Source organism: Moorella sp. E308F, assembly GCF_006538365.1.
GTDB lineage: Bacteria > Bacillota > DSM-521 > Neomoorellales > Neomoorellaceae > Neomoorella.
In genome coordinates this window covers 724,214-743,402 of the sequence record NZ_BJKN01000001.1, presented here as the reverse complement: position 1 = coordinate 743,402, position 19,189 = coordinate 724,214, and the positions used below count along the sequence as shown (strand labels likewise).

Here is a 19,189-nt window from a genome sequence, read left to right as displayed (position 1 = left end):
TTAAGGGGCGTTACCGCCCCCATAAGGAACTTAAAGGTAAATATAGCGCACATCAAGGACGCCGTCCACCTGGCGAATGGCCTGCAGTGCTTCCCGCGGCACTTCGGAATCAACGCTAATAAGCATGACGGCTTCGCCACCTATTTCCTGCCGCCCCACCTGCATGGCGGCGATATTCACTTTATGGTCCCCTATGGCCAGGCCTACCGGGCCGATTATACGCGGCCGGTCCAGGTGGGGCACCACCAGCATGTGCCCTGCCGGGCTGGCGTCGACGCTATAACCGTCCAGGTTTACCAGGCGGGGTTCCCCGGCCTGGTTGACGGTCCCGGCCAGGCGGTGGCTCTCCCGCCGCCCTTCGACCTTAACGCTGATGAGGTTTGCAAAGTACTCCATCTCCCGGCTCTTCTTTTCCCGGATGCGTATGCCTCGCTTTTTGGCCACCAGAGGCGCGTTAACGTAGTTGACGGCATCGGCCAGGAGGGGGCGCAGTAGCCCTTTCAAGAAGGAGCTGGTCAGGGGCGCCAGGTCATACTGGGCCAGCTCGCCATTGCAGCTGATTTCCGCCGCAATTATGGGGCTCTCCATGAGCTGGGCCAGGAAGCTGCCCAGTTTTTCGGCTAATTGCAGGTAAGGCCTCAAGACCTCGGCTACATGGCCCCGCACCACCGGGATATTGACGGCGTTCAAAACCGGTTCTCCCTTAAGGCAGCGCACTACATCGTGAGCAACCTCAACTGCTACGGCTACCTGCGCTTCCTCCGTCGAGGCTCCCAGGTGGGGGGTAACAATGACGTTGTCCAGTTCCAGCAGGGGGCTGGCCTTTAACGGCTCTTCCTCAAAGACATCCAGGGCCGCCCCGGCCAGCTGCCCGCTTTTTAAGGCTTCATAAAGGGCTGCCTCGTCAATAATGCCTCCCCGGGCTACATTCAACACCCGCGCTCCGGGTTTCAAGAGTTTCATTTCCTCCCGGCCCAGAAGGTGCCGGGTCTCCTTGGTCAGGGGCAGGTGGACGGTTACAAAGTCGGCGGCTTGCAGTACTGTTTCCAGGGGGGCCAGTTCGACCTCAAGGCGCGTGGCCTGTTCCGGATCAACGTAGGGATCATAAGCCATAACCTTCATTTCCATACCCCGGGCGCGGCGGGCCACCTCGCGGCCGATTTTGCCCAGGCCGATGACCCCTAAGGTTTTACCCCGCAGCTCAACGCCTACATATTTTTTCTTCTCCCAAATACCCTGCTTTAAGGTGGCATTAGCCTGGGGTATGTTGCGGGCCAGGGCCAGCATCATGGCCATAGTATGCTCGGCAGCCGCAACGGTGTTGCCCTCAGGGGCATTAACAACCACGATACCCCTTTCAGTTGCGGCGGTGACGTCGATATTATCGGTGCCCACCCCGGCCCGGCCGATAATTTTTAACTTTTTGGCAGCGTTGATGGCCGCCGCCGTTACCTTAGTTGCGCTGCGGACGATTAAGGCTTCACTGTCACGGATAGCGTCTTTGAGTTCTTCTTCATTCATTTTACCGGCGGCCGTAACTTCCAGGCCCGCCTCCCGGAGGATAGCCAGGCCGCGTTTATCTATACCGTCCAGGGCTAAAACGTGCATTTTGGTTATCCCCTCCCTCGGAAATGGGACTCTGCCAAAAATGGTTACAAGCGGCTCCTCTACTCTAGCTGGCCAGGGTTTCCACGCCAGCAGGCATTCCTTCGCTTAATATGGCCCCGGCTGCTGCCACTGCCGCGCCCCGGGTCACCGGTACACCGGCATCAATGAGGACATTTTCCAGGGCAGCCAGGCCGGCCAGGATATCGCTGAAACTTACATAGCCCAGATGACCGATGCGGAATACCCTGTCCTTGACGTCACCCTGCCCTCCGGCCACCACCACACCAAATTTTTCCCGCAATGGAGTGATGATATCTGCCGGTTTCATACCCTCCGGTACACAGATGGCCGTCACTGCCGGCGAGGCTACTGTATCGTCAGCCAGGAGCTTCAGTCCAAGGGCACGGACCCCGGCCCTTACCATATCCCGCATCAGGGCGTGGCGGGCAAAGCTGCCGGCCAGGGTTTCCGTCTTCAGGAGACGCAAGGATTCCTGTAGACCGTAGAGCTGGGGGACAGCCGGTGTAAAGGGCGTCTGCCCCTTTAGCCCCGAATTTCTCGCCTTTTTGATATCCAGGTAAAAACGATGGTTGGTGCATTTTTCCGCCGCCTGCCAGGCGCGATCGCTAACAGCCAGCATGGTTAATCCCGGGGGTAACATGAAGGCTTTCTGGGAACCAGCGATGACCACATCAATATGCCAGGCGTCCATAGGTAAATCGGCTGCCACCAGGCCGCTGATGCTGTCCACAATGAGCAGGGCCGGGTGACTTCCCCGGGCACGGCTGATGGCTTGAATGTCATTTAAAACCCCGGTCGAAGTCTCATTATGCTGGACTAGAATGGCCTTGATCTTATGTTCCGTATCCGCTTCCAGGCGTCTGGCTATGGCCCGGGGGTCAGCTGCCTGACCGTACGGGAAGGCCATAACCTCCGTTTCAACACCGAAGGCACGGCAAATCTGAATAAAACGCTCGCCAAAGGCGCCAATGGTTACGGCCAGCACCTTTTCCCCGGGGGAAATGAGGTTGGCTACGGCCGCTTCCATGCCGCCGGTACCCGAAGCAGTTAAAATGACTACCTCGGAACGGGTCTGGAAGACATCCTTTAACCCTTCCGTTACTTCTTCCCACAGGGCTTTGAACTCCGGGCCGCGGTGGTTTATAGCCGGCCGCGCCATGGCCAGGGCCACCTGCGGAGGCACCGGCGTCGGCCCGGGGAGAAGTAAGATTTGCTTGTCAGTCATGGAGAACACCCTTTCCTGTTATTTTGTCGGTAAAAGCAGTTATCATAAAGCCTTACTATATTAAGCTAAAGGGTTAAGAACGCCAGCAAAAGGCTTTGAAAATTGCTATAACCCCCAGGTCACCTGCCTTTTTTAACCAGTTCAAAATAAAAACTCTCGTCCCTTCTGCAAGGGACGAGAGTTTCACCCGCGGTGCCACCCTAATTGACCAGGTTAGAAACGCCATAACCTGGCCCCCTCTGCATGCGTAACGGACATGACCGCCCCGACTTCTTCCTTATCCAGGATTTCTCGCCGGGTACTCAGGGGTGCCTCTCGACAGCCTCCGGGCTGGTTCCCACCGGCCACCAGCTCTCTCGCCTACCGGAGTGGGCCGCCGACACTCCCCATCATCGCTTTGGCATTAACTAATTTGTAAGATATATTAGCATACCATGGCCAGGAACGCAAGGGTGAAAGAAATATTTTAACAAAGTCTTAAAGAAAACTGCCGGCACAACTTTAAATTTCCCGGGGATGCCCGACAATTAATTTAACGATCTTTCCCGCCAGATCCTCCTCCCGGTCAATCTCGATACCGGCCATCCTCACATTGGCCACAGTACGGCGGTTAATGTTGGACCCGATTAGATACAGGACCAGCGGGTTCAGGGCATCCATCACGGGGCCGAGGAACCAGTGCTCACTGCGCACATGCTCCAGGAGGACAATCCTGCCATCGGGGCGGCAGACCCGGCGTACTTCCTTCAGCCCCTGCACCGGATCGGGTACTGTGCAAAAAACGCAGGTAGCTACCACCGTGTCAAAAGTGGCGTCTCCAAATTCAAGGTGCTGGACATCCATTTCCTTTAAATCCACCGGTGCCCCGGCCAGGTGGAGCTTTTGTCTGGCCCGGGCCAGCATCCCGGGGCTGAAATCAATGGCCGTCATCCGGCATCCGGGTGGGTAAAATGGGAAATTGGCTCCTGTGCCTACCCCGACTTCCAGCACCCGGCCCCGGGCTTCCTGCCACACCCGCCGGCGCCATTCATCGGGGATCATCCGGTCCATCCAATCATAAAAGAGCGCCGTGCGGTTATAGCGTTTTTTGATTATTTCCGTTAGTTCTCTGGCCACTTTTCATCACCAAAATTATTATATCATCATGAATTCGCCAGTATCTAGAGAGAGCTAAATAGATAGACGCGTATATGGTAACACCTGCTCTACCCCTTGTCAAAGTGGTGACATCATGATAGCATTATTATGCTTACTTTTAATCATTATTGAAGGGATGATATAACAAATGATCCGTACGCAAATCCAGCTCACGGAAGAACAATATCATGCCCTGAAAAAAATGGCTGCTGTTAAAAAAATATCCATGGCGGAATTAATCCGGCTCGGCGTGGACCAGGTCTTGGCCGGTAGCAATCCTGGCCAAAACGAACGAATTCAGAGGGCTATAAAGGCAGCAGGGCGTTTCCGCTCCGGTGTTAAGGACCTCTCTCGCAATCATGATGCCTACTTAACGGAGGCTTTTGCGGAATGAATGTTTATCTTGATACTTCAGCTTTTTTAGCCATCCTCGATGCTGACGACGAGAATCATGCCGCTGCCAAAAAAATATGGGAAAATCTTTTAAACAGCGGTGTTCCGATGATTTGCAGCAGTTACGTTCTCGTAGAAACATATGCCCTGGTACAGCGGCGACTGGGGATGGAAGCTTTGCGGGTATTTCATGAAGATATACTTCCCCTGCTGCAAGTAGAATGGATTGACGCCGAGTTGCACCAGTGGGGTGCCAATGCCGTTTTGACCGCCAACAGGAGAAATTTGAGCCTGGTAGATGCCGTTAGCTTTGCTGTGATGCGTAAACTGGGTATTAAAAAGGCATTTGCTTTTGACAGGCATTTTTTTGAGCAGGGATTTGAAAATATTAGCGAAAGATAAGTTAGCGGGCAGGATTTCTGCTTTCCCGTGGCGAAAAAACGTTAACATTACCCATTATTATAAAGAAGCAGGGAAGTATATGCCTGACAGGAGAAAAGATATTGCCGCCAGGGCCCGGGAAATACCGCCCTTTATCGTCATGGACATCCTGGAAAAGGCCAAAGAAATGGAAACCCGGGGGGAGAACATCATCCACCTGGAAATCGGCGAACCGGATTTTGACACCCCGGAACCCATCAAAGAAGCCGCCCGGCGTGCTCTCCGGGATGGTGACACCCACTACACCCACAGCCTGGGCAAGCCGGAACTCCGGGAAGAAATCGCCCACTACTACCAGCGGAAATACGGGGTCAATATTTCGCCCGACCAGATCGTCGTCACTTCCGGCACCTCGCCGGCCATGCTCCTGACCTTTAGCGTCCTCCTGGAGCAGGGGGATGAGGTCATCCTCCCCGATCCCTACTACGCCTGCTACCCCAATTTTATCCGTTACGTCGGCGGGCAGCCTGTCTTTATACCGGTAAAAGAAGAAGACGGCTTCAAGTACCGCCTTCCAGCTATCCAGGAGAGCCTCGGCCCCCGGACCAAGGCTATTATGGTCAATTCTCCCGCCAATCCCACCGGCGCCGTCTTTACAGCGGCCGAATTAGCAGCCCTGGCCGGCCTGGGACCCTGCATCATTGCCGACGAAATCTACCACGGCCTGGTTTACGAAGGCCGGGAGCATACCATCCTGGAGTTTACCGACCGGGCCTTTGTCATCAACGGGTTTTCCAAGCTCTACGCCATGACCGGCTGGCGCCTGGGTTACGTTATCGCGCCGCCGGAGTTTGTCCGGCCTTTACAAAAGCTGCAGCAGAACCTCTTTATCTGCGCCGGTTCCTTCGTCCAGGCCGCCGGCATCGCCGCCCTGCGGGAATGCGACGAACACGTGGCGCAAATGGTCGCCACTTACGACGAGCGCCGCCGTTATCTGTTGAGCCGCCTTAAAGCCATGGGCCTGGCCACCCGGGTCGAGCCTACCGGCGCCTTCTACGCCCTGGCCAACGTCAAGAAATATACCAGCGATTCCTATTCCTTCGCCTTTGAGATTTTAGAGAAAGCCCGGGTAGCCGTCACCCCGGGCATCGACTTCGGCCGCAACTGCGAAGGATATTTACGTATTTCCTACGCCAATTCCCTGGAAAACATCAAAGAAGGCCTGGACCGGTTGGAAGAGTTTCTGGCCGGGAGAAAGGCAGAAAAAGGCTAACCACAACGTAAAGACCCGCCCACAGGCGGGTCTTAAATTCACTTAACAAGCTCCTCTCTTACTTCTTTAGCGTCTGGTAGTTCCAGCAGTCGCTGCACCAATTCCCGTCCCTTCTCATAAGAAAGGCCCATGATTTTTTCCTTCATCTCGGGAATAAATACAGGACTCATACTTATCTCATCCAGCCCCAGACCTACCAGGAGAGGTGCGGTCAGGCTATCTCCGCCCAGCTCCCCACAAAGACCTACCCATTTGCCCTGACGATGAGCTGCCTCTATCACTTGATAAATAAGTTTTAAAACCGCTGGATGGTATGGTTCGTAAAGAGTTGCTACTTTTTCATTGTCACGGTCTACGGCCAATGTGTATTGGGTCAGATCGTTGGTACCAATGCTGAAAAAGTCCACTTCTCTGGCTAAAATATCGGCCATGAGGGCAGCTGCCGGCACCTCAATCATAATACCGATGGGAATATTTTTACTTGCTTCTATACCCGCAGCCCGTAGCTCATCTCGCGCTTCCTCCAGGAGAGTTTTAGCCTGGCGGATTTCCTCCAGGGTCGTTACCATGGGAAACATGAGCTTGAGGTTTCCGTAAGAAGAAGCACGCAGCAAAGCTTTCAGTTGCGTCTTAAAAAGCTCTTTATATTTTAAACACAGCCTTATTCCCCTTAATCCTAAGAATGGGTTATCTTCCTTATCCTGGTTAAGATAGGGAAGAAGTTTATCGCCCCCAATGTCCAGGGTGCGCACAATTACGGGTTTATCTTTTAAAGCAAGCAAAACGTCCCGGTAAATCAAAAATTGTTCTTCTTCTCCCGGAGGCTCCTGGCGGTTCATATAAAGAAATTCTGTGCGGAAGAGCCCTACGCCTTCAGCGCCATATTCCAGCGCTAACTCCGCCTCTTCAAAGTTGCGGAGATTGGCTGCTATCTCTATTTCATGCCCATCCACGGTTACGGCTTTAGCTAAAACCTTCCTTATACGCCTTTTTTCTTCCTTAGTGGTTTCTTCTCTTGTTTCCACATTCTTGATTAGCTCTACATCGGGGTTTAAATGTATTACCCCTTCATCTCCGTCTATTAAAACGAGATCACCATCTTTAACCAGGTCTAATAAATTGGTTACCCCGGAGACCGCAGGTACTCCTAAAGCCCTGGCTACTACTGCCGTATGGCTAGTAGGCCCTCCTTTTTCCGTAATAATCCCGGCTACTGTCCGGCGAGAAAAACTTGCTGTTTGGGAAGGTGTTAATTCTTTAGCTACAACAATGGTGTTGGCTGCCACTTCGCTTACTTCCTCTGAGCCATTTCCTAGACATTCTATTAGACGCCGGCCTATATCGCGAATGTCCACAGCCCTTTCGCGGAAGTATTCGTCCTCCAGGGAGGCAAACTCCTGAGCTATCTCTTCGGTAGCTTCACTAACCGCCCAGACAGCATTTTTCCTTTCCAATTTGATTTTTGTTCTTATTTTTTCCCCCAATGCCGGGTCGGAAAGAAGCAAAAGATGGGCTTCAAAAATTTTAGCTTCCTGGAGGCCGATCTCGCGTTTAGTTTTATCAATAAGGCTTGTCAGTTGTTCCTTAGCCTGGTTGAAAGCCTCTTCTAACCTGGCAAGCTCTTTTTCCTTCTCTTCTTCACTGTTTAAATAGCTCCTGGAGTAATTGCTGGCAAGCTCCATTAGCCGGCGTACCCGACCTACCACCTTACCTGGGGAAATACCTATTCCTTTAAGAAGCATCTTCAATACCTTCCCGGAAATTGCTTTTAACTAATCGTTCTAAGGCCTCTATAGCTTCCTTCTCATCTTCCCCTTCCGCCCATAACGTAATAGAAGTTCCTTTAGTGATTCCCAGGCTCATTACTGCCAGAATACTTTTGGCATCGGCTTGCTTCTGTCCCTTTGTTATCCCTATTTTACTTTTAAAAGCCTGGGCAGTTTGGACAAAAAGAGTAGCCGGCCGGGCATGAAGGCCTGTTTCGTTGGTGATGATTAGCTCTTTTTTAATCATTTCTCTAATCTCCTTCTACAACCGTATTCAATATTTCTAATATCTCTTGGATAGTTTTAGACTCTCGCAGGCGCTGGCGAAATTCTTCATAGATCAATTTGCGGGAAAGCAAAGATAATACCTTTAAATGCTCATTCTCTTTTTGCTCTGCTGGCGTTGCAATTAGAAAAACCATATCCACCGGTTGTCCATCCAGGCTTTCCCATTCAATTCCATGTTTGGAACGACCAAAGACTACTGCTGATTTTTTAACTGCTTTAGATTTGGCATGGGGTATGGCAATACCATACCCTATGCCCGTAGTGGTAATGCTCTCCCTTTTTAAGACGTCTTGAAGAAATTCTTCTTTATTAGTAATTAACCCGCATTTCTCTAAAAGACCAGCCAGTTCTCGTATGGCTGCTTGTTTATCTCTAGCTTTTAAATCAAGTGTAATTAAATCTTCCCTGATCAAATTTCTTATATCCATTTTTAGAGGTCCTCCAATTTTATTTGTTGGGTTTCAAAAGTAACACCATTAAAGCCGTCACGAGAGTACCGATAGCAATAGATAGGATATATAATCCTAAATGACCCACTGCATTAGGGATAGCAAGGACGAATATGCCTCCATGTGGCGCCCTCAGGGTTGCATTAAAAGCCATAGAGAGGGCACCAGCTACGGCTGAACCTACCATAATAGATGGAATTACCCTAAAGGGATCAGCTGCAGCAAAAGGAATAGCTCCTTCGGTAATAAAAGAAATCCCTAAAACTGCTGCCGCCTTACCAGCTTCTCTTTCTTCGCTAGTAAACTTTTTAGGGAACAGTAAAGTAGCTAGCGCCAAACCTAATGGAGGCGTCATGCCCGCAGCCATAACCGCAGCTTGGGGCTCATAAATATTGCTACCCAGTAAGCCTACTGCAAAGGTATAAGCCGCTTTATTTACCGGTCCTCCCATATCGAAGGCCATCATGGCACCTAAAATAAAGCCTAAAATAACAGCATTGCCTTTGCTCATAGTAGTCAACCAGTTTTTAAGACCGTCCATTACAATTTTTGTTGGTGTGCCTATAACATATATTAACAACAAACCTACCACTAAAGTAGATATTAATGGAATTATCAATACGGGTTTTAATCCTTCCAGGCCTGCAGGAAGCTGGATATAGTCTCGTAAGAATTTGGCTACATAACCTGCCAAGAACCCAGCAATAATTCCTCCCAAAAACCCTGCCCCCATTTGAGCAGCAAGCATTCCTCCTATAATTCCTGGAGCCAGGCCCGGCCGATCAGCGATGGAAAACGCTATAAAGCCTGCTAGTATTGGAACCATTAAGGCGAAAGCTGTGCCGCCACCAATGCGCATAAGGTTGGCGGCTAAAGTGCCTTCTTGCTTAAAGGCCTCGATACCAAATACAAAGGAAAGAGCAATGATTAGCCCTCCTGCTACTACAAAGGGTATCATATAAGATACGCCTGTCATTAAGTGCTTATACAGACCAGTAGCCTGGGAGCTCCGCTCACTTTTGCGCTGCTGGACTTCACGAATAAAATCAGTGCTTTGCCTTGAGGGCTCTCTACCCTCCAAGGTTAAAGCTTTTTCTATTAAACCTTTAGCATTTTTAATAGCTTCTCCCACTGAAGCCCTAACTACAGGTTTACCTTGAAATTTTTCCTCGTCTACTTTAGCGTCTGCAGCTATAATGACTGCCACAGCCTCTTTGATGTCTGCTGGTGTCAATTCATTTTCTATCCCGATTGATCCACGGGTTTCTACTTTTATAGCCAACCCTTGTTCTTTGGCTGCCTTCTGCAAAGCTTCAGCCGCCATATAGGTATGGGCTATGCCTGTTGGGCAAGAAGTAACAGCAACTAATTTTTTCATTAATTACCCTTCCTTTCCTCCTTGTTTTTAGGATACCATTTTTTCTAGATTTCTTGTATTTTTACCTCGGGTAGCATATTTTTAGCTAGCTCTATATCTCCCACCTCGCTTCCATGGGCAGCAGCTGCGGCCGCGCTTACGGCAGTGGCCAGCCGCAAAGTATCAGTTAAAGATAAGCCTCTTTCTAAGCCATAAGCAAAAACTGCTACCATCGCGTCACCTGCGCCTACTGTACTGTTTGCCTCTACCACCGGTGGATAGGCCCGCATTTTTTGCTGTCTTGATGCCAAAAGAGCACCCCTAGCACCAAGAGAAATGACCACTATCTCCGGACCTGAAGCTAACAGTCGTTCAGCAATATTTACTAGCTTATCTTCACTCACCTTCACCTGGAGAACTTCTTCTACTTCGTACTTGTTAGGCTTAATTAACGTAGGACATGCAGCAAGCCCCTGCCATAAAGCTATCCCTCCTGTGTCTAAAATTGTCTGTGTTCCCTTCTCTTTTGCCAGGAGGATTAATTCTTTATAAGCATAGTCCGGCAAACCGGGGGGCAGGCTTCCGGAAAAAACTATCACTTGACATTGGGAGGCCAATTCCTTAACCTTATCCATCAACTGTTTTAAATAACACTCGTCTACCTCAGCCCCCGGCTCATTAATTTCGGTTATGGTCTTTTTAATTGGATCAATGATTTTTAGATTTTGCCTTGTTTCGCCGGGGATGACGATAAAATCATTCATTATTCCTTGTTCTGTTAAGAAAGAAGAAATATAGCGTCCATTGTTGCCTGCCAGAAAACCGGAAGTAATTACCTGGCACCCCAGCTGTTTTAAAACTTTTGCTACATTGATACCTTTACCTCCTGGATCAATCCTGTCTACGTGGGCTCTATTCGTCTTCCCAATGGTAAAATTTTGAATAAATATTGACTTATCAATGGCTGGATTTAAAGTAATTGTCGCTATCATTTGCTTTCCCTTATTTCCCTCCAAGATAATTTAGTTTATGTTAAAACTTGGCAATATTGATTCCTTTGTAATTTATTTACTGCTATTTTTTACTTCCTACCCTGCCACGATTAGTCTGGGCGGTATCAAAATGATGCTTCTATTACGGCCACCTTGTCCAGGGAAGGGTTCAGGGTAACGGTGACAACTAGTGCAGGCAACAATCTTCCCTCCTGGCAGTTCAGTTTCCGCCGGCTACGATTACTTCCACGCCGCGCTCCTTCAGGCGCTCCAAGTCCTCTACAGGAGCACCGGGATCGGTAATGACGCGATTAACAGCGGTAACAGGGCAGATGAGTCCCAGGGAGATACGGCCGAACTTGCTGTGGTCGGCCAGGACAATAACCTCACGGCCAGCCTTGACCATCTTCTGTTTGGTCTGCGCCTCGTAGATATTGGGCGTAGTCAGGCCCCGCTCGACATCCAGGCCATTTGTAGCCAGAAAAACTTTATCGACGTATAAACCCTGCAGGGTGTTGTCAGCAATGGGACCGACGGATGATAGCGTGGAGTGGCGCAGGTGACCACCCGTAAGGATTAAATCAATGGTTTCGATAAAGGCCAGTTCCCAGGCTACATTGAGAGCATTGGTCACCACTGTCAGGGGGTGTTTTTTATTCGCCTTCAGCAAGCGGGCCAGCTGCAGAGTGGTAGAACCGGCATCCAGTAAAATAGTATCGCCATCGGCAATCAAATTTATGGCGGCCTGCGCAATGGCCTTTTTCTCTGCCAGGTGTTCTTCTTCTTTCTCTGTCAGGGTTGGTTCAAAGGAAGCAGTGGCAATGCTCACGGCCCCGCCGTGGGTACGTTTCAGGAGGCCGGCCGCTTCTAATTCCTGGAGATCACGGCGGATGGTTACCTCGGAAACTTGAAAGAGATCGCTTAATTCCGCTACTCTAACCGCCGGTGTTTGTTCCAAGATTTCTATTATCTTTTGTTTGCGTTCGCTTGCGAACATATATTACCTATATGCCTTTCATATATTTTCATTTTCTTTATTTAGAGTTTACGATCATTTATTTTTAATGTCAAGATCATTTTAACGAAAAAAACCGTAACTTAATAGTTAAAAAGACAGCCACGAGCGGCCGTCTTAATCAATTGTCATACCCTTTATAGCAATGATATACATGGCGTGGGACCACAGGAGGGGTTTGGCGATGGGCCCCCAGCGCTCCAGCCAGTAATGATAGTGCTCCTCGGAGGTAAGGTTTTCCGGCACCTGCTCCGGCAGGTAGCCGTTGGTATCGGCCCGGGCTTCCACCCAGTCCAGGAGTTCCCGCGCAGGAACTTCTTCTCCCTTCAGGCGGTAGTACCAGGCCAGCCAGGCAGTGAGGAGCAGCCACTGGCCACCGCCGTAGTAGGTATCGGCAGAATAGCGTTTCACCCCGCCTGTACAGAGATCGGCTTCAATCCTGGCCACCGTCGCCGCGAAAACGGGATCATTCAGGCTGCAGAGGCCGAAGGGCACTCCCAGCCAGAGGAGGTTGGCATCAACGGCATCCTGCCCGGCAAACTTGACCCAGTGGCCGTCCCGGACAAATTCTTCCCGGGCCCGGTCGGGCAGCTGTTCCAGTACTGCTATGACTTCATTTCGATCTCCCAGCCAGGGTAAAATGGCCTTCAAACCGCCATATATGGCCGCCAGGGTGGAGGGGTGGCGGTAGTCACCGTATTCCTCCCAGCAGTCCAGGCAGGGGTGCTGCCAGAGGCCGGTGAGGTAGCGCACCACCAGGTCAACGGCCCGGCGGTAAATATCTTCCCAGGGGCCGCCGGCCTGCAGGTGGGCGGCCAGGCCCCAGAGGAAGGTGCCGTAGCCGTCCAGCTGGAAATTTCCCCAGGGCTCCCGGCCCTCTTCCCCGGTGAGGGTATAGCGGGTATGGAGGCAGCTGGCATCTCCTATGGGCTGACCCCGGGTTACAGCCGCCAGGGCCCGCTCTACCTTGTAGCTGTGGGCGATGATAGTGCGGGCGCCAAAGCGGTAAAACCCCTTGGCGGCTTCCCTTTCCCCCACCAGGTCTAGGGCGCGGGCGATAAAGGTCCCGTCCCGCAGCCAGACGTAATTATAGGGCGGGTAATCAGGGGCCGCCGGGAAGGCACCCGTCGAGGCCTGGTAGGCTTTCAAGATATCTATGCTGCGGGCAAAAAGTTGACCTGCTTTCATAATATTAAAAGAAGGGCTGTCGCCAGCCCTTTTATTTTATCATCTCCAGGAAATAGCGGTGTATTCGCAAATCATTAGTTAATTCCGGGTGAAAGGCCGTCGCCAGGAGGTTCCCCTGACGGGCCATGACGGTCTTACCCATAAAGGTGGCCAGGGATTCCGCCGGGGGTTCTACCCTCTCCAGGTAGGGAGCGCGGATAAAGACGGCATGGAAGGGTTCCTCTCCCAGGACGGGGATCTCCAGGTCGACCTCAAAGCTGTCCACCTGGCGGCCAAAGGCATTGCGCTGGACACTCACGTGCATCAGTCCCAGCCGGGGCTGGTCGCTGCCGATTATATCCCTGGCCAGCAGCACCATCCCGGCGCAGGTGCCAAAGAGCGGCATCCCTGCCGCTGCCAGTTCGCGGATGGGCTCCAGAAGGTTGAAGTCTACCATTAGCTTGCCGATGGTCGTACTCTCGCCGCCCGGTATGATCAGCCCGTCAATATCTTCCAGCTGCCTTTCCCGCCGGATCTCTACACCCTCAACACCCAGGGCCGCCAGGGAGGCAATATGCTCCCGGAAGGCACCCTGCATGGCCAGTACGCCAATTTTCATTTTTAACTCGCCTCGCTATTACCAGCCGCGTTCCTGCATGCGTTCTTCCTGCCTGATGGTGGCAATGTCCAACCCGGGCATGGCTTCGCCCAGGTCTTTAGATACCTCGGCCAGGACTTCCGGTTCCCGGAAGTGGGTGGTGGCGGCTACAATGGCCCGTGCCCGCTTCATGGGGTCGCTTGATTTAAAGATACCGGAGCCGACAAAGATGCCGTCGGCGCCCAGCTGCATCATTAGCGCGGCATCCGCCGGGGTGGCGATACCGCCGGCGGCGAAGTTGACCACCGGCAAGCGCCCCAGTTCCTTCACCTGCTTGACCAGTTCATAAGGAGCCTGAATTTCTTTGGCAAAGGTCATCAATTCCTCATCGGGCAGGTTCTGCACCCGCCGGATCTCGCTCATGACCCGGCGCATATGACGAACGGCTTCCACGACATTGCCGGTACCGGGCTCCCCCTTGGTGCGGATCATGGCCGCCCCTTCGCCGATGCGCCTTAAAGCCTCGCCGAGATTGCGGGCGCCGCAGACAAAGGGCACTTTGAATTCATGTTTATTGATATGGAACTCTTCATCGGCCGGGGTGAGAACTTCGCTTTCATCGATATAGTCAACGCCCAGGGCTTCTAAAATCTGCGCCTCCACGAAATGGCCGATCCTGGCCTTGGCCATCACCGGGATGGTTACGGCGTCCATAATCCGTAAGATAACCGTAGGGTCGGCCATGCGGGCCACCCCGCCGGCAGCGCGGATGTCGGCCGGCACCCGTTCCAGGGCCATCACGGCGCAGGCCCCGGCCTCTTCGGCAATTTTAGCCTGTTCTGGGGTGGTGACGTCCATGATGACGCCGCCTTTCAACATCTCCGCCAGGCCCTTCTTTACCGTCCAGGTTCCCTTTTCTGCTGCCATCTTTCTTCCCCCCATTGCTACACTCTTCGACCTTTCTGGCTGCACAGCTTCATTCTACTACAGGGTACCTTCTGAAGCAATAACCTTTTAATACAACCTTATCTTTCCTGCGAAATTTAAATTTTATTGAACACGAGCCATGGCTACCACGCGGTCATTATGTTCCAGGCGCATCAGGGTAACTCCCTGGGTATTGCGGCCCTGGCGGGAGATGTCTTCCACCCCCAGGCGGATGAGAATCCCGTCGGCTGAGATCAGCATCAGTTCGTCATCCTGGGTAACAACGGCTACAGCTGCCACCGGACCGGTTCGTCTGGTAACGTTCATGGTAATAATACCCTTGCCGCCCCGGCTCTGGGTACGGTACTCCTCCAGGGGCGTCCTTTTGCCAAAACCATTGGCGGAAACAACAACCAGCTCAGCCCCCTCTTTAACCCGGACCAGGCCGACAACCTCATCACCGTCCTCCAGAGTGATGCCTTTCACGCCGTGGGCGGTCCGGCCCATGGGCCGTACTTCATCTTCGGCAAAACGAATGGCTTTGCCCTGGCGTGTCACCAGGATAACTTCGTGATTGCCTTCCGTACGCAGGACGCCGATGAGCTCATCACCTGCATCCAAACCTATGGCAATCAAGCCGTCCCGGCGGGAAGTGTGGTATTCGGCCAAGGAGGTTTTCTTGACCGTACCCTTCCTGGTAGCCATAAAGAGGTAAGCGTCTTCATTCAGGTCGCGGATGGGAATGACGGCGGTGATGGTTTCTCCCTTGTTTAGATAAATTAAATTAACCAGCGGCGTCCCCCGGGCCTGGCGACTGGCTTCAGGGATTTCATGTCCCCTCAGGCGGAAGACACGACCCTGGTTGGTAAAGAAAAGGAGGTAATGATGGGTGGTAGTTACAAAGATATCCTCGACAAAATCTTCTTCCCTGGTACCCATGGCCTGGATGCCGCGGCCGCCCCGTTTCTGACTGCGGTAGGTGTCTACCGGCTGGCGCTTGATATAACCGCGATGGGACAGGGTGACGACGATATCTTCCCGGGCAATGAGGTCTTCTACCTCCAGGTTTTCTTCATCCAGCATAATCTGCGTGCGACGTGGATCGGCAAATTTATTTTTAAACTCCAGGAGTTCCTCTCGAATTATGCCGTAGACCATGGCTTCGCTATCCAGGACTTCTTTCAGGTAAGCAATGCGCTTTTGCAGTTCCTGCCATTCTTCCTCCAGTTTTTCTCTTTCCAGAGCCGTAAGGCGACCCAGACGCATGTCGACAATGGCTTTAGCCTGCCTGTCGCTCAAATTAAAACGCTCCATCAAGCCCCGGCAGGCTTCTGGTTCATTGGGAGACTGGCGGATAATCTTGATTACTTCATCGAGAAACTGAATGGCAATGCGTAAGCCCGCAACGATATGGGCCCGGGCTTCGGCCTGGGCCAGAAGGTAGCGGGTACGGCGGGTGACTACCTCCTTCTGGTGATCCAGATAGAGAGTCAGCATTTCCCGCAAATTGAGAACCCGCGGCCGGCCGTCCACCAGGGCCAGCATAATGACCCCGAAATTCTCCTGTAGCTGGGTATGCTTATAGAGCTGGTTAAGAATAACCCTGGGCTGGACGTCCCGGCGCAGCTCGATGACGATCCGCATCCCCGTCCGGTCGGACTCGTCCCGTAGATCAGTAATGCCGTCGATCTTTTTCTCCCGCACCAGCTCGCCAATGGTTTCCACCAGGCGGGCCTTGTTGACCTGGTAGGGGATTTCCGTCACCACAATCTGGCTCTTGCCGCTTTTTAAGGTCTCCACCTGGGCCTTGGCCCGGATTTTGATACTGCCCCGTCCGGTCCGGTAGGCGTTTCTAATTCCTTCCCGGCCGATAATCAGGCCCCCGGTAGGAAAGTCCGGTCCTTTGATAATCCGGGTCAGGTCTTTGAGATCGGCCTCCGGATTGTCAATAAGGTATACCAGGGCATCGATGACTTCTCCCAGGTTATGGGGCGGGATGTTGGTTGCCATGCCCACGGCAATCCCCGCCGACCCGTTGACCAAAAGCTGGGGAATCCGCGCCGGGAGCACCACCGGTTCCTTGAGGCTGCCGTCATAGTTATCGATAAAGTCGACGGTCTCTTTATCAATATCGGCCAGCATGGCCAGGGCAATCTTCGCCAGCCGGGCTTCGGTATAGCGCATGGCCGCCGCTGAGTCGCCGTCGACGGAACCAAAGTTGCCGTGGCCGTCCACCAGGGGATAGCGGCAGGCAAAATCCTGGGCCAGGCGGACCATAGTTTCATAGACGGCGGCATCGCCGTGGGGGTGGTAACGAGCCAGCACCGTACCTACGACGACAGCCGACTTTTTATGGGGCCTATCCGGCGTTAATCCCTCTTCGTACATGGCATAAAGGATACGCCGGTGAACGGGTTTCAAGCCATCGCGGACATCGGGCAAAGCGCGGCCCACAATTACGCTCATGGCGTAGTCAATGTAGGACCGCTTCATTTCCTCTTCCAGGTTGACTTCTAGAATTTTACCGCCCTCTTGCAAGGCCAAAGTATTTTCCACCTTCTTTCAAAAGTGACCCTTTACCTAAAATATAACCTGCTGGAAGCTAACGCCAAACAGTTGTAAAGAAAAACGGGGGTCAGACCCCCTCCACCCTAAATATCCAGGTTTCTGACTTCGTGGGCGTGTTGCTGGATAAATTCCCGCCGCGGCTCCACCCGGTCACCCATAAGGATGTTAAAGATGGCATCAGCTTCCGCAGCATCCTCCAGGTTAACCCGGAGCAGGGTGCGGGTTTCCGGGTTCATGGTCGTTTCCCAGAGCTGGTCGGCGTTCATTTCGCCAAGGCCTTTATAGCGCTGGACTTCCCATTTTTCACCGGCATGGTTCTGTAAAAATCTTTCCAGTTCGGCGTCATTATAGAGGTAGTGCTCTGTTTTACCCCGGGAAACTTTATACAGGGGCGGCTGCGCGATATAGATATAACCTTCGGTGATTAAAGGCCGCATGTAACGGTAAAAAAAGGTAAGCAACAGCGTCCGGATATGGGAACCGTCCACATCGGCATCGGCCATAAGGATAGTCTTATGATAGCGGACCTTGTTGATGTTAAAATCATCGCCAATACCTGTACCCAGGGCGGTGATGATGGTCCGGATCTCTTCGTTATTTAAAATCTTGTCCAGCCGCGCCTTCTCGACATTTAAGATTTTACCCCGCAAAGGCAGGATGGCCTGGAAACGCCGGTCGCGGCCCTGCTTGGCCGAACCGCCGGCAGAATCACCCTCCACCAGGAAAAGCTCGGCCACGGCCGGGTCCTTATGGGTGCAGTCGGCCAGTTTCCCTGGCAAAGAAGTTATCTCCAGGGCATTCTTGCGCCGTGTCAACTCCCGCGCCTTGCGGGCCGCCTCCCGGGCCCGGAAGGCATTTAAAGCTTTATCGACAATCCGCCGGGCAATGGTGGGGTTTTCTTCCAGGTAGGCGCTTAAATGCTCCGCCACCAGGGCGTCGACGATGCCCCGCACTTCCGTGTTGCCCAGCCTGGTCTTGGTCTGGCCTTCAAACTGCGGTTCCATCACCTTGACGCTGATGACAGCCGTCAGGCCTTCCCTGATGTCTTCGCCGGCCAGGTTGCTGTCGTTTTCTTTTAAGATATTAAATTTACGGGCATAATCGTTGATCACCCTTGTCAGGGCCGTTTTAAAACCAATTTCGTGGGTGCCGCCTTCGGTGGTATTGATATTATTGGCATAAGAAAGGATGAGCTCGTTATAACCGTCGTTATATTGCAGGGCTATTTCAACCTGCACGTTATCCTTTTCCCCGCTAAAGTAGAGGGGTTTGTTGAAGAGGACTGCCTTGTTTTTATTTAACTGACGAACAAAGTCAATCAATCCGCCGGTGTGGTAATAGGTGGTTTCAGTGTCGTTTCTCTCATCCCGGAAAATTATTTTAACGCCCCGGTTTAAGAAGGATAACTCCTGCAAACGCCGGGCAATTATTTCATCCTGGAAAACTATATCCTCAAAAATCCCTCTGTCCGGGAAAAAGGTGACGCTGGTGCCCGTACCCTTGGCTTTTCCGACGACCTTTAAATCCGATACTTTGTTGCCCCGGCGGTACTTTTGCTGGTATACCTTGCCATCCCGTTTTACCTTTACCTCCAGCCACTCGGAAAGGGCGTTGACAACTGAAAGGCCTACGCCGTGGAGGCCGCCGGCTACCTTGTAGCCGTTGCCGCCGAATTTACCCCCCGCATGGAGCATGGTTAGGGCTACTTCTACGGCTGGTAACCCCGTTTTTTCATGGATGTCCACCGGGATACCGCGGCCGTTGTCGGTAACCGTCAGGCTGCCGTCCTGATGAATAATTACTTCAATGCGATCGCAAAAGCCGGCCAGGGCCTCGTCAATACTGTTGTCCACTAGTTCAAAAACCAGCTGGTGCAGGCCCCGGACCCCGGTGTTGCCAATATACATCCCGGGTCGCCGGCGCACGGCTTCCAGGCCCTCCAGAACCTGGATTTGACTGGCATCATATTCCGTGTGAATCTGTTCCATCTTTTCCTCCCAGGTAAAACTTACCCTGACAAATAT

At 52.4% G+C, this 19,189-nt stretch carries 17 protein-coding genes and 1 other annotated feature; of the genes, 3 read left to right on the top strand and 14 right to left on the bottom strand.

The features are described 5' to 3' along the window. Nucleotides 1–30 precede the first annotated feature (30 nt). The 3 genes from serA to E308F_RS03665 form a co-directional block, all read right to left on the bottom strand. The gene (gene serA, locus E308F_RS03675) at nucleotides 31–1,608 is read right to left on the bottom strand and encodes a phosphoglycerate dehydrogenase (RefSeq protein WP_141263600.1); all 1,578 of its coding nucleotides are present in this window, start codon (nucleotides 1,606–1,608) and stop codon (nucleotides 31–33) included. 64 nt (nucleotides 1,609–1,672) lie between these two features. Further along, entirely contained in the window at nucleotides 1,673–2,854 is a 1,182-nt protein-coding gene (locus tag E308F_RS03670; protein ID WP_141263599.1) for a pyridoxal-phosphate-dependent aminotransferase family protein, read from the bottom strand. 167 nt (nucleotides 2,855–3,021) lie between these two features. Then, nucleotides 3,022–3,256, bottom strand: a binding site (T-box leader). Nucleotides 3,257–3,355: 99 nt separating this feature from the next. Further along, on the bottom strand, nucleotides 3,356–3,970 hold the full coding sequence (locus E308F_RS03665) for a class I SAM-dependent methyltransferase (RefSeq protein ID WP_141263598.1): 615 nt from the start codon (nucleotides 3,968–3,970) through the stop codon (nucleotides 3,356–3,358). Nucleotides 3,971–4,139: 169 nt separating this feature from the next. Between E308F_RS03665 and E308F_RS03660 the strand changes: the two genes are divergently transcribed. From E308F_RS03660 to E308F_RS03650, 3 genes are all read left to right on the top strand, one after another. Continuing rightward, a complete protein-coding gene (locus tag E308F_RS03660; RefSeq protein ID WP_141263597.1) occupies nucleotides 4,140–4,385 on the top strand; it encodes a ribbon-helix-helix protein, CopG family in 246 nt (81 codons plus the stop codon). Then, nucleotides 4,382–4,786 (top strand): type II toxin-antitoxin system VapC family toxin, encoded by a 405-nt coding sequence (locus E308F_RS03655; protein ID WP_141263596.1) that lies wholly within the window; start codon nucleotides 4,382–4,384, stop codon nucleotides 4,784–4,786. Before E308F_RS03660 ends, E308F_RS03655 begins: the two co-directional genes overlap by 4 nt. Nucleotides 4,787–4,865: 79 nt before the next feature. Further along, nucleotides 4,866–6,038, top strand: a complete 1,173-nt coding sequence (locus E308F_RS03650; protein ID WP_141263595.1) for a pyridoxal phosphate-dependent aminotransferase — start codon at nucleotides 4,866–4,868, stop codon at nucleotides 6,036–6,038. A gap of 38 nt (nucleotides 6,039–6,076) precedes the next feature. On the opposite strand, the gene ptsP is transcribed toward E308F_RS03650, so the two are convergent. The 11 genes from ptsP to gyrB all read right to left on the bottom strand — a co-directional run bounded on the left by ptsP (nucleotide 6,077) and on the right by gyrB (nucleotide 19,153). Continuing rightward, complete coding sequence (gene ptsP, locus E308F_RS03645) at nucleotides 6,077–7,780, bottom strand: phosphoenolpyruvate--protein phosphotransferase (protein WP_141263594.1); 1,704 nt, start codon at nucleotides 7,778–7,780, stop codon at nucleotides 6,077–6,079. Continuing rightward, the gene (locus E308F_RS03640) at nucleotides 7,770–8,051 is read right to left on the bottom strand and encodes an HPr family phosphocarrier protein (protein ID WP_141263593.1); all 282 of its coding nucleotides are present in this window, start codon (nucleotides 8,049–8,051) and stop codon (nucleotides 7,770–7,772) included. The genes ptsP and E308F_RS03640 overlap by 11 nt, the downstream gene beginning before the upstream one ends. 4 nt (nucleotides 8,052–8,055) lie before the next feature. Then, nucleotides 8,056–8,520 carry a PTS sugar transporter subunit IIA gene (locus E308F_RS03635; protein ID WP_141263592.1) on the bottom strand — a complete coding sequence of 155 codons (465 nt, stop codon included), beginning with the start codon at nucleotides 8,518–8,520 and terminating at the stop codon, nucleotides 8,056–8,058. A gap of 19 nt (nucleotides 8,521–8,539) precedes the next feature. Beyond that, entirely contained in the window at nucleotides 8,540–9,919 is a 1,380-nt protein-coding gene (locus E308F_RS03630; RefSeq protein WP_141263591.1) for a PTS fructose transporter subunit IIC, read from the bottom strand. A 44-nt stretch (nucleotides 9,920–9,963) separates the two neighbouring features. After that, complete coding sequence (gene pfkB / locus E308F_RS03625; protein ID WP_141263590.1) at nucleotides 9,964–10,890, bottom strand: 1-phosphofructokinase; 927 nt, start codon at nucleotides 10,888–10,890, stop codon at nucleotides 9,964–9,966. Nucleotides 10,891–11,110: 220 nt separating this feature from the next. Beyond that, nucleotides 11,111–11,887, bottom strand: coding sequence for a DeoR/GlpR family DNA-binding transcription regulator (locus E308F_RS03620; RefSeq protein WP_141263589.1), 777 nt, complete (start codon nucleotides 11,885–11,887; stop codon nucleotides 11,111–11,113). 135 nt (nucleotides 11,888–12,022) lie between these two features. Then, entirely contained in the window at nucleotides 12,023–13,093 is a 1,071-nt protein-coding gene (locus tag E308F_RS03615) for a glycoside hydrolase family 15 protein (RefSeq protein ID WP_141263588.1), read from the bottom strand. 31 nt (nucleotides 13,094–13,124) lie between these two features. Next, a complete protein-coding gene (gene pdxT, locus E308F_RS03610) occupies nucleotides 13,125–13,691 on the bottom strand; it encodes a pyridoxal 5'-phosphate synthase glutaminase subunit PdxT (RefSeq protein WP_141263587.1) in 567 nt (188 codons plus the stop codon). Between the two features lie 18 nt (nucleotides 13,692–13,709). Continuing rightward, complete coding sequence (pdxS, locus tag E308F_RS03605; RefSeq protein ID WP_141263586.1) at nucleotides 13,710–14,597, bottom strand: pyridoxal 5'-phosphate synthase lyase subunit PdxS; 888 nt, start codon at nucleotides 14,595–14,597, stop codon at nucleotides 13,710–13,712. A 123-nt stretch (nucleotides 14,598–14,720) separates the two neighbouring features. Then, nucleotides 14,721–17,090: a DNA gyrase subunit A gene (gene gyrA, locus E308F_RS03600; RefSeq protein ID WP_253260410.1), complete on the bottom strand. Its 2,370-nt coding sequence runs from the start codon at nucleotides 17,088–17,090 to the stop codon at nucleotides 14,721–14,723. Nucleotides 17,091–17,248: 158 nt separating this feature from the next. Next, on the bottom strand, nucleotides 17,249–19,153 hold the full coding sequence (gene gyrB / locus E308F_RS03595; RefSeq protein ID WP_141263585.1) for a DNA topoisomerase (ATP-hydrolyzing) subunit B: 1,905 nt from the start codon (nucleotides 19,151–19,153) through the stop codon (nucleotides 17,249–17,251). Nucleotides 19,154–19,189: the final 36 nt, after the last annotated feature.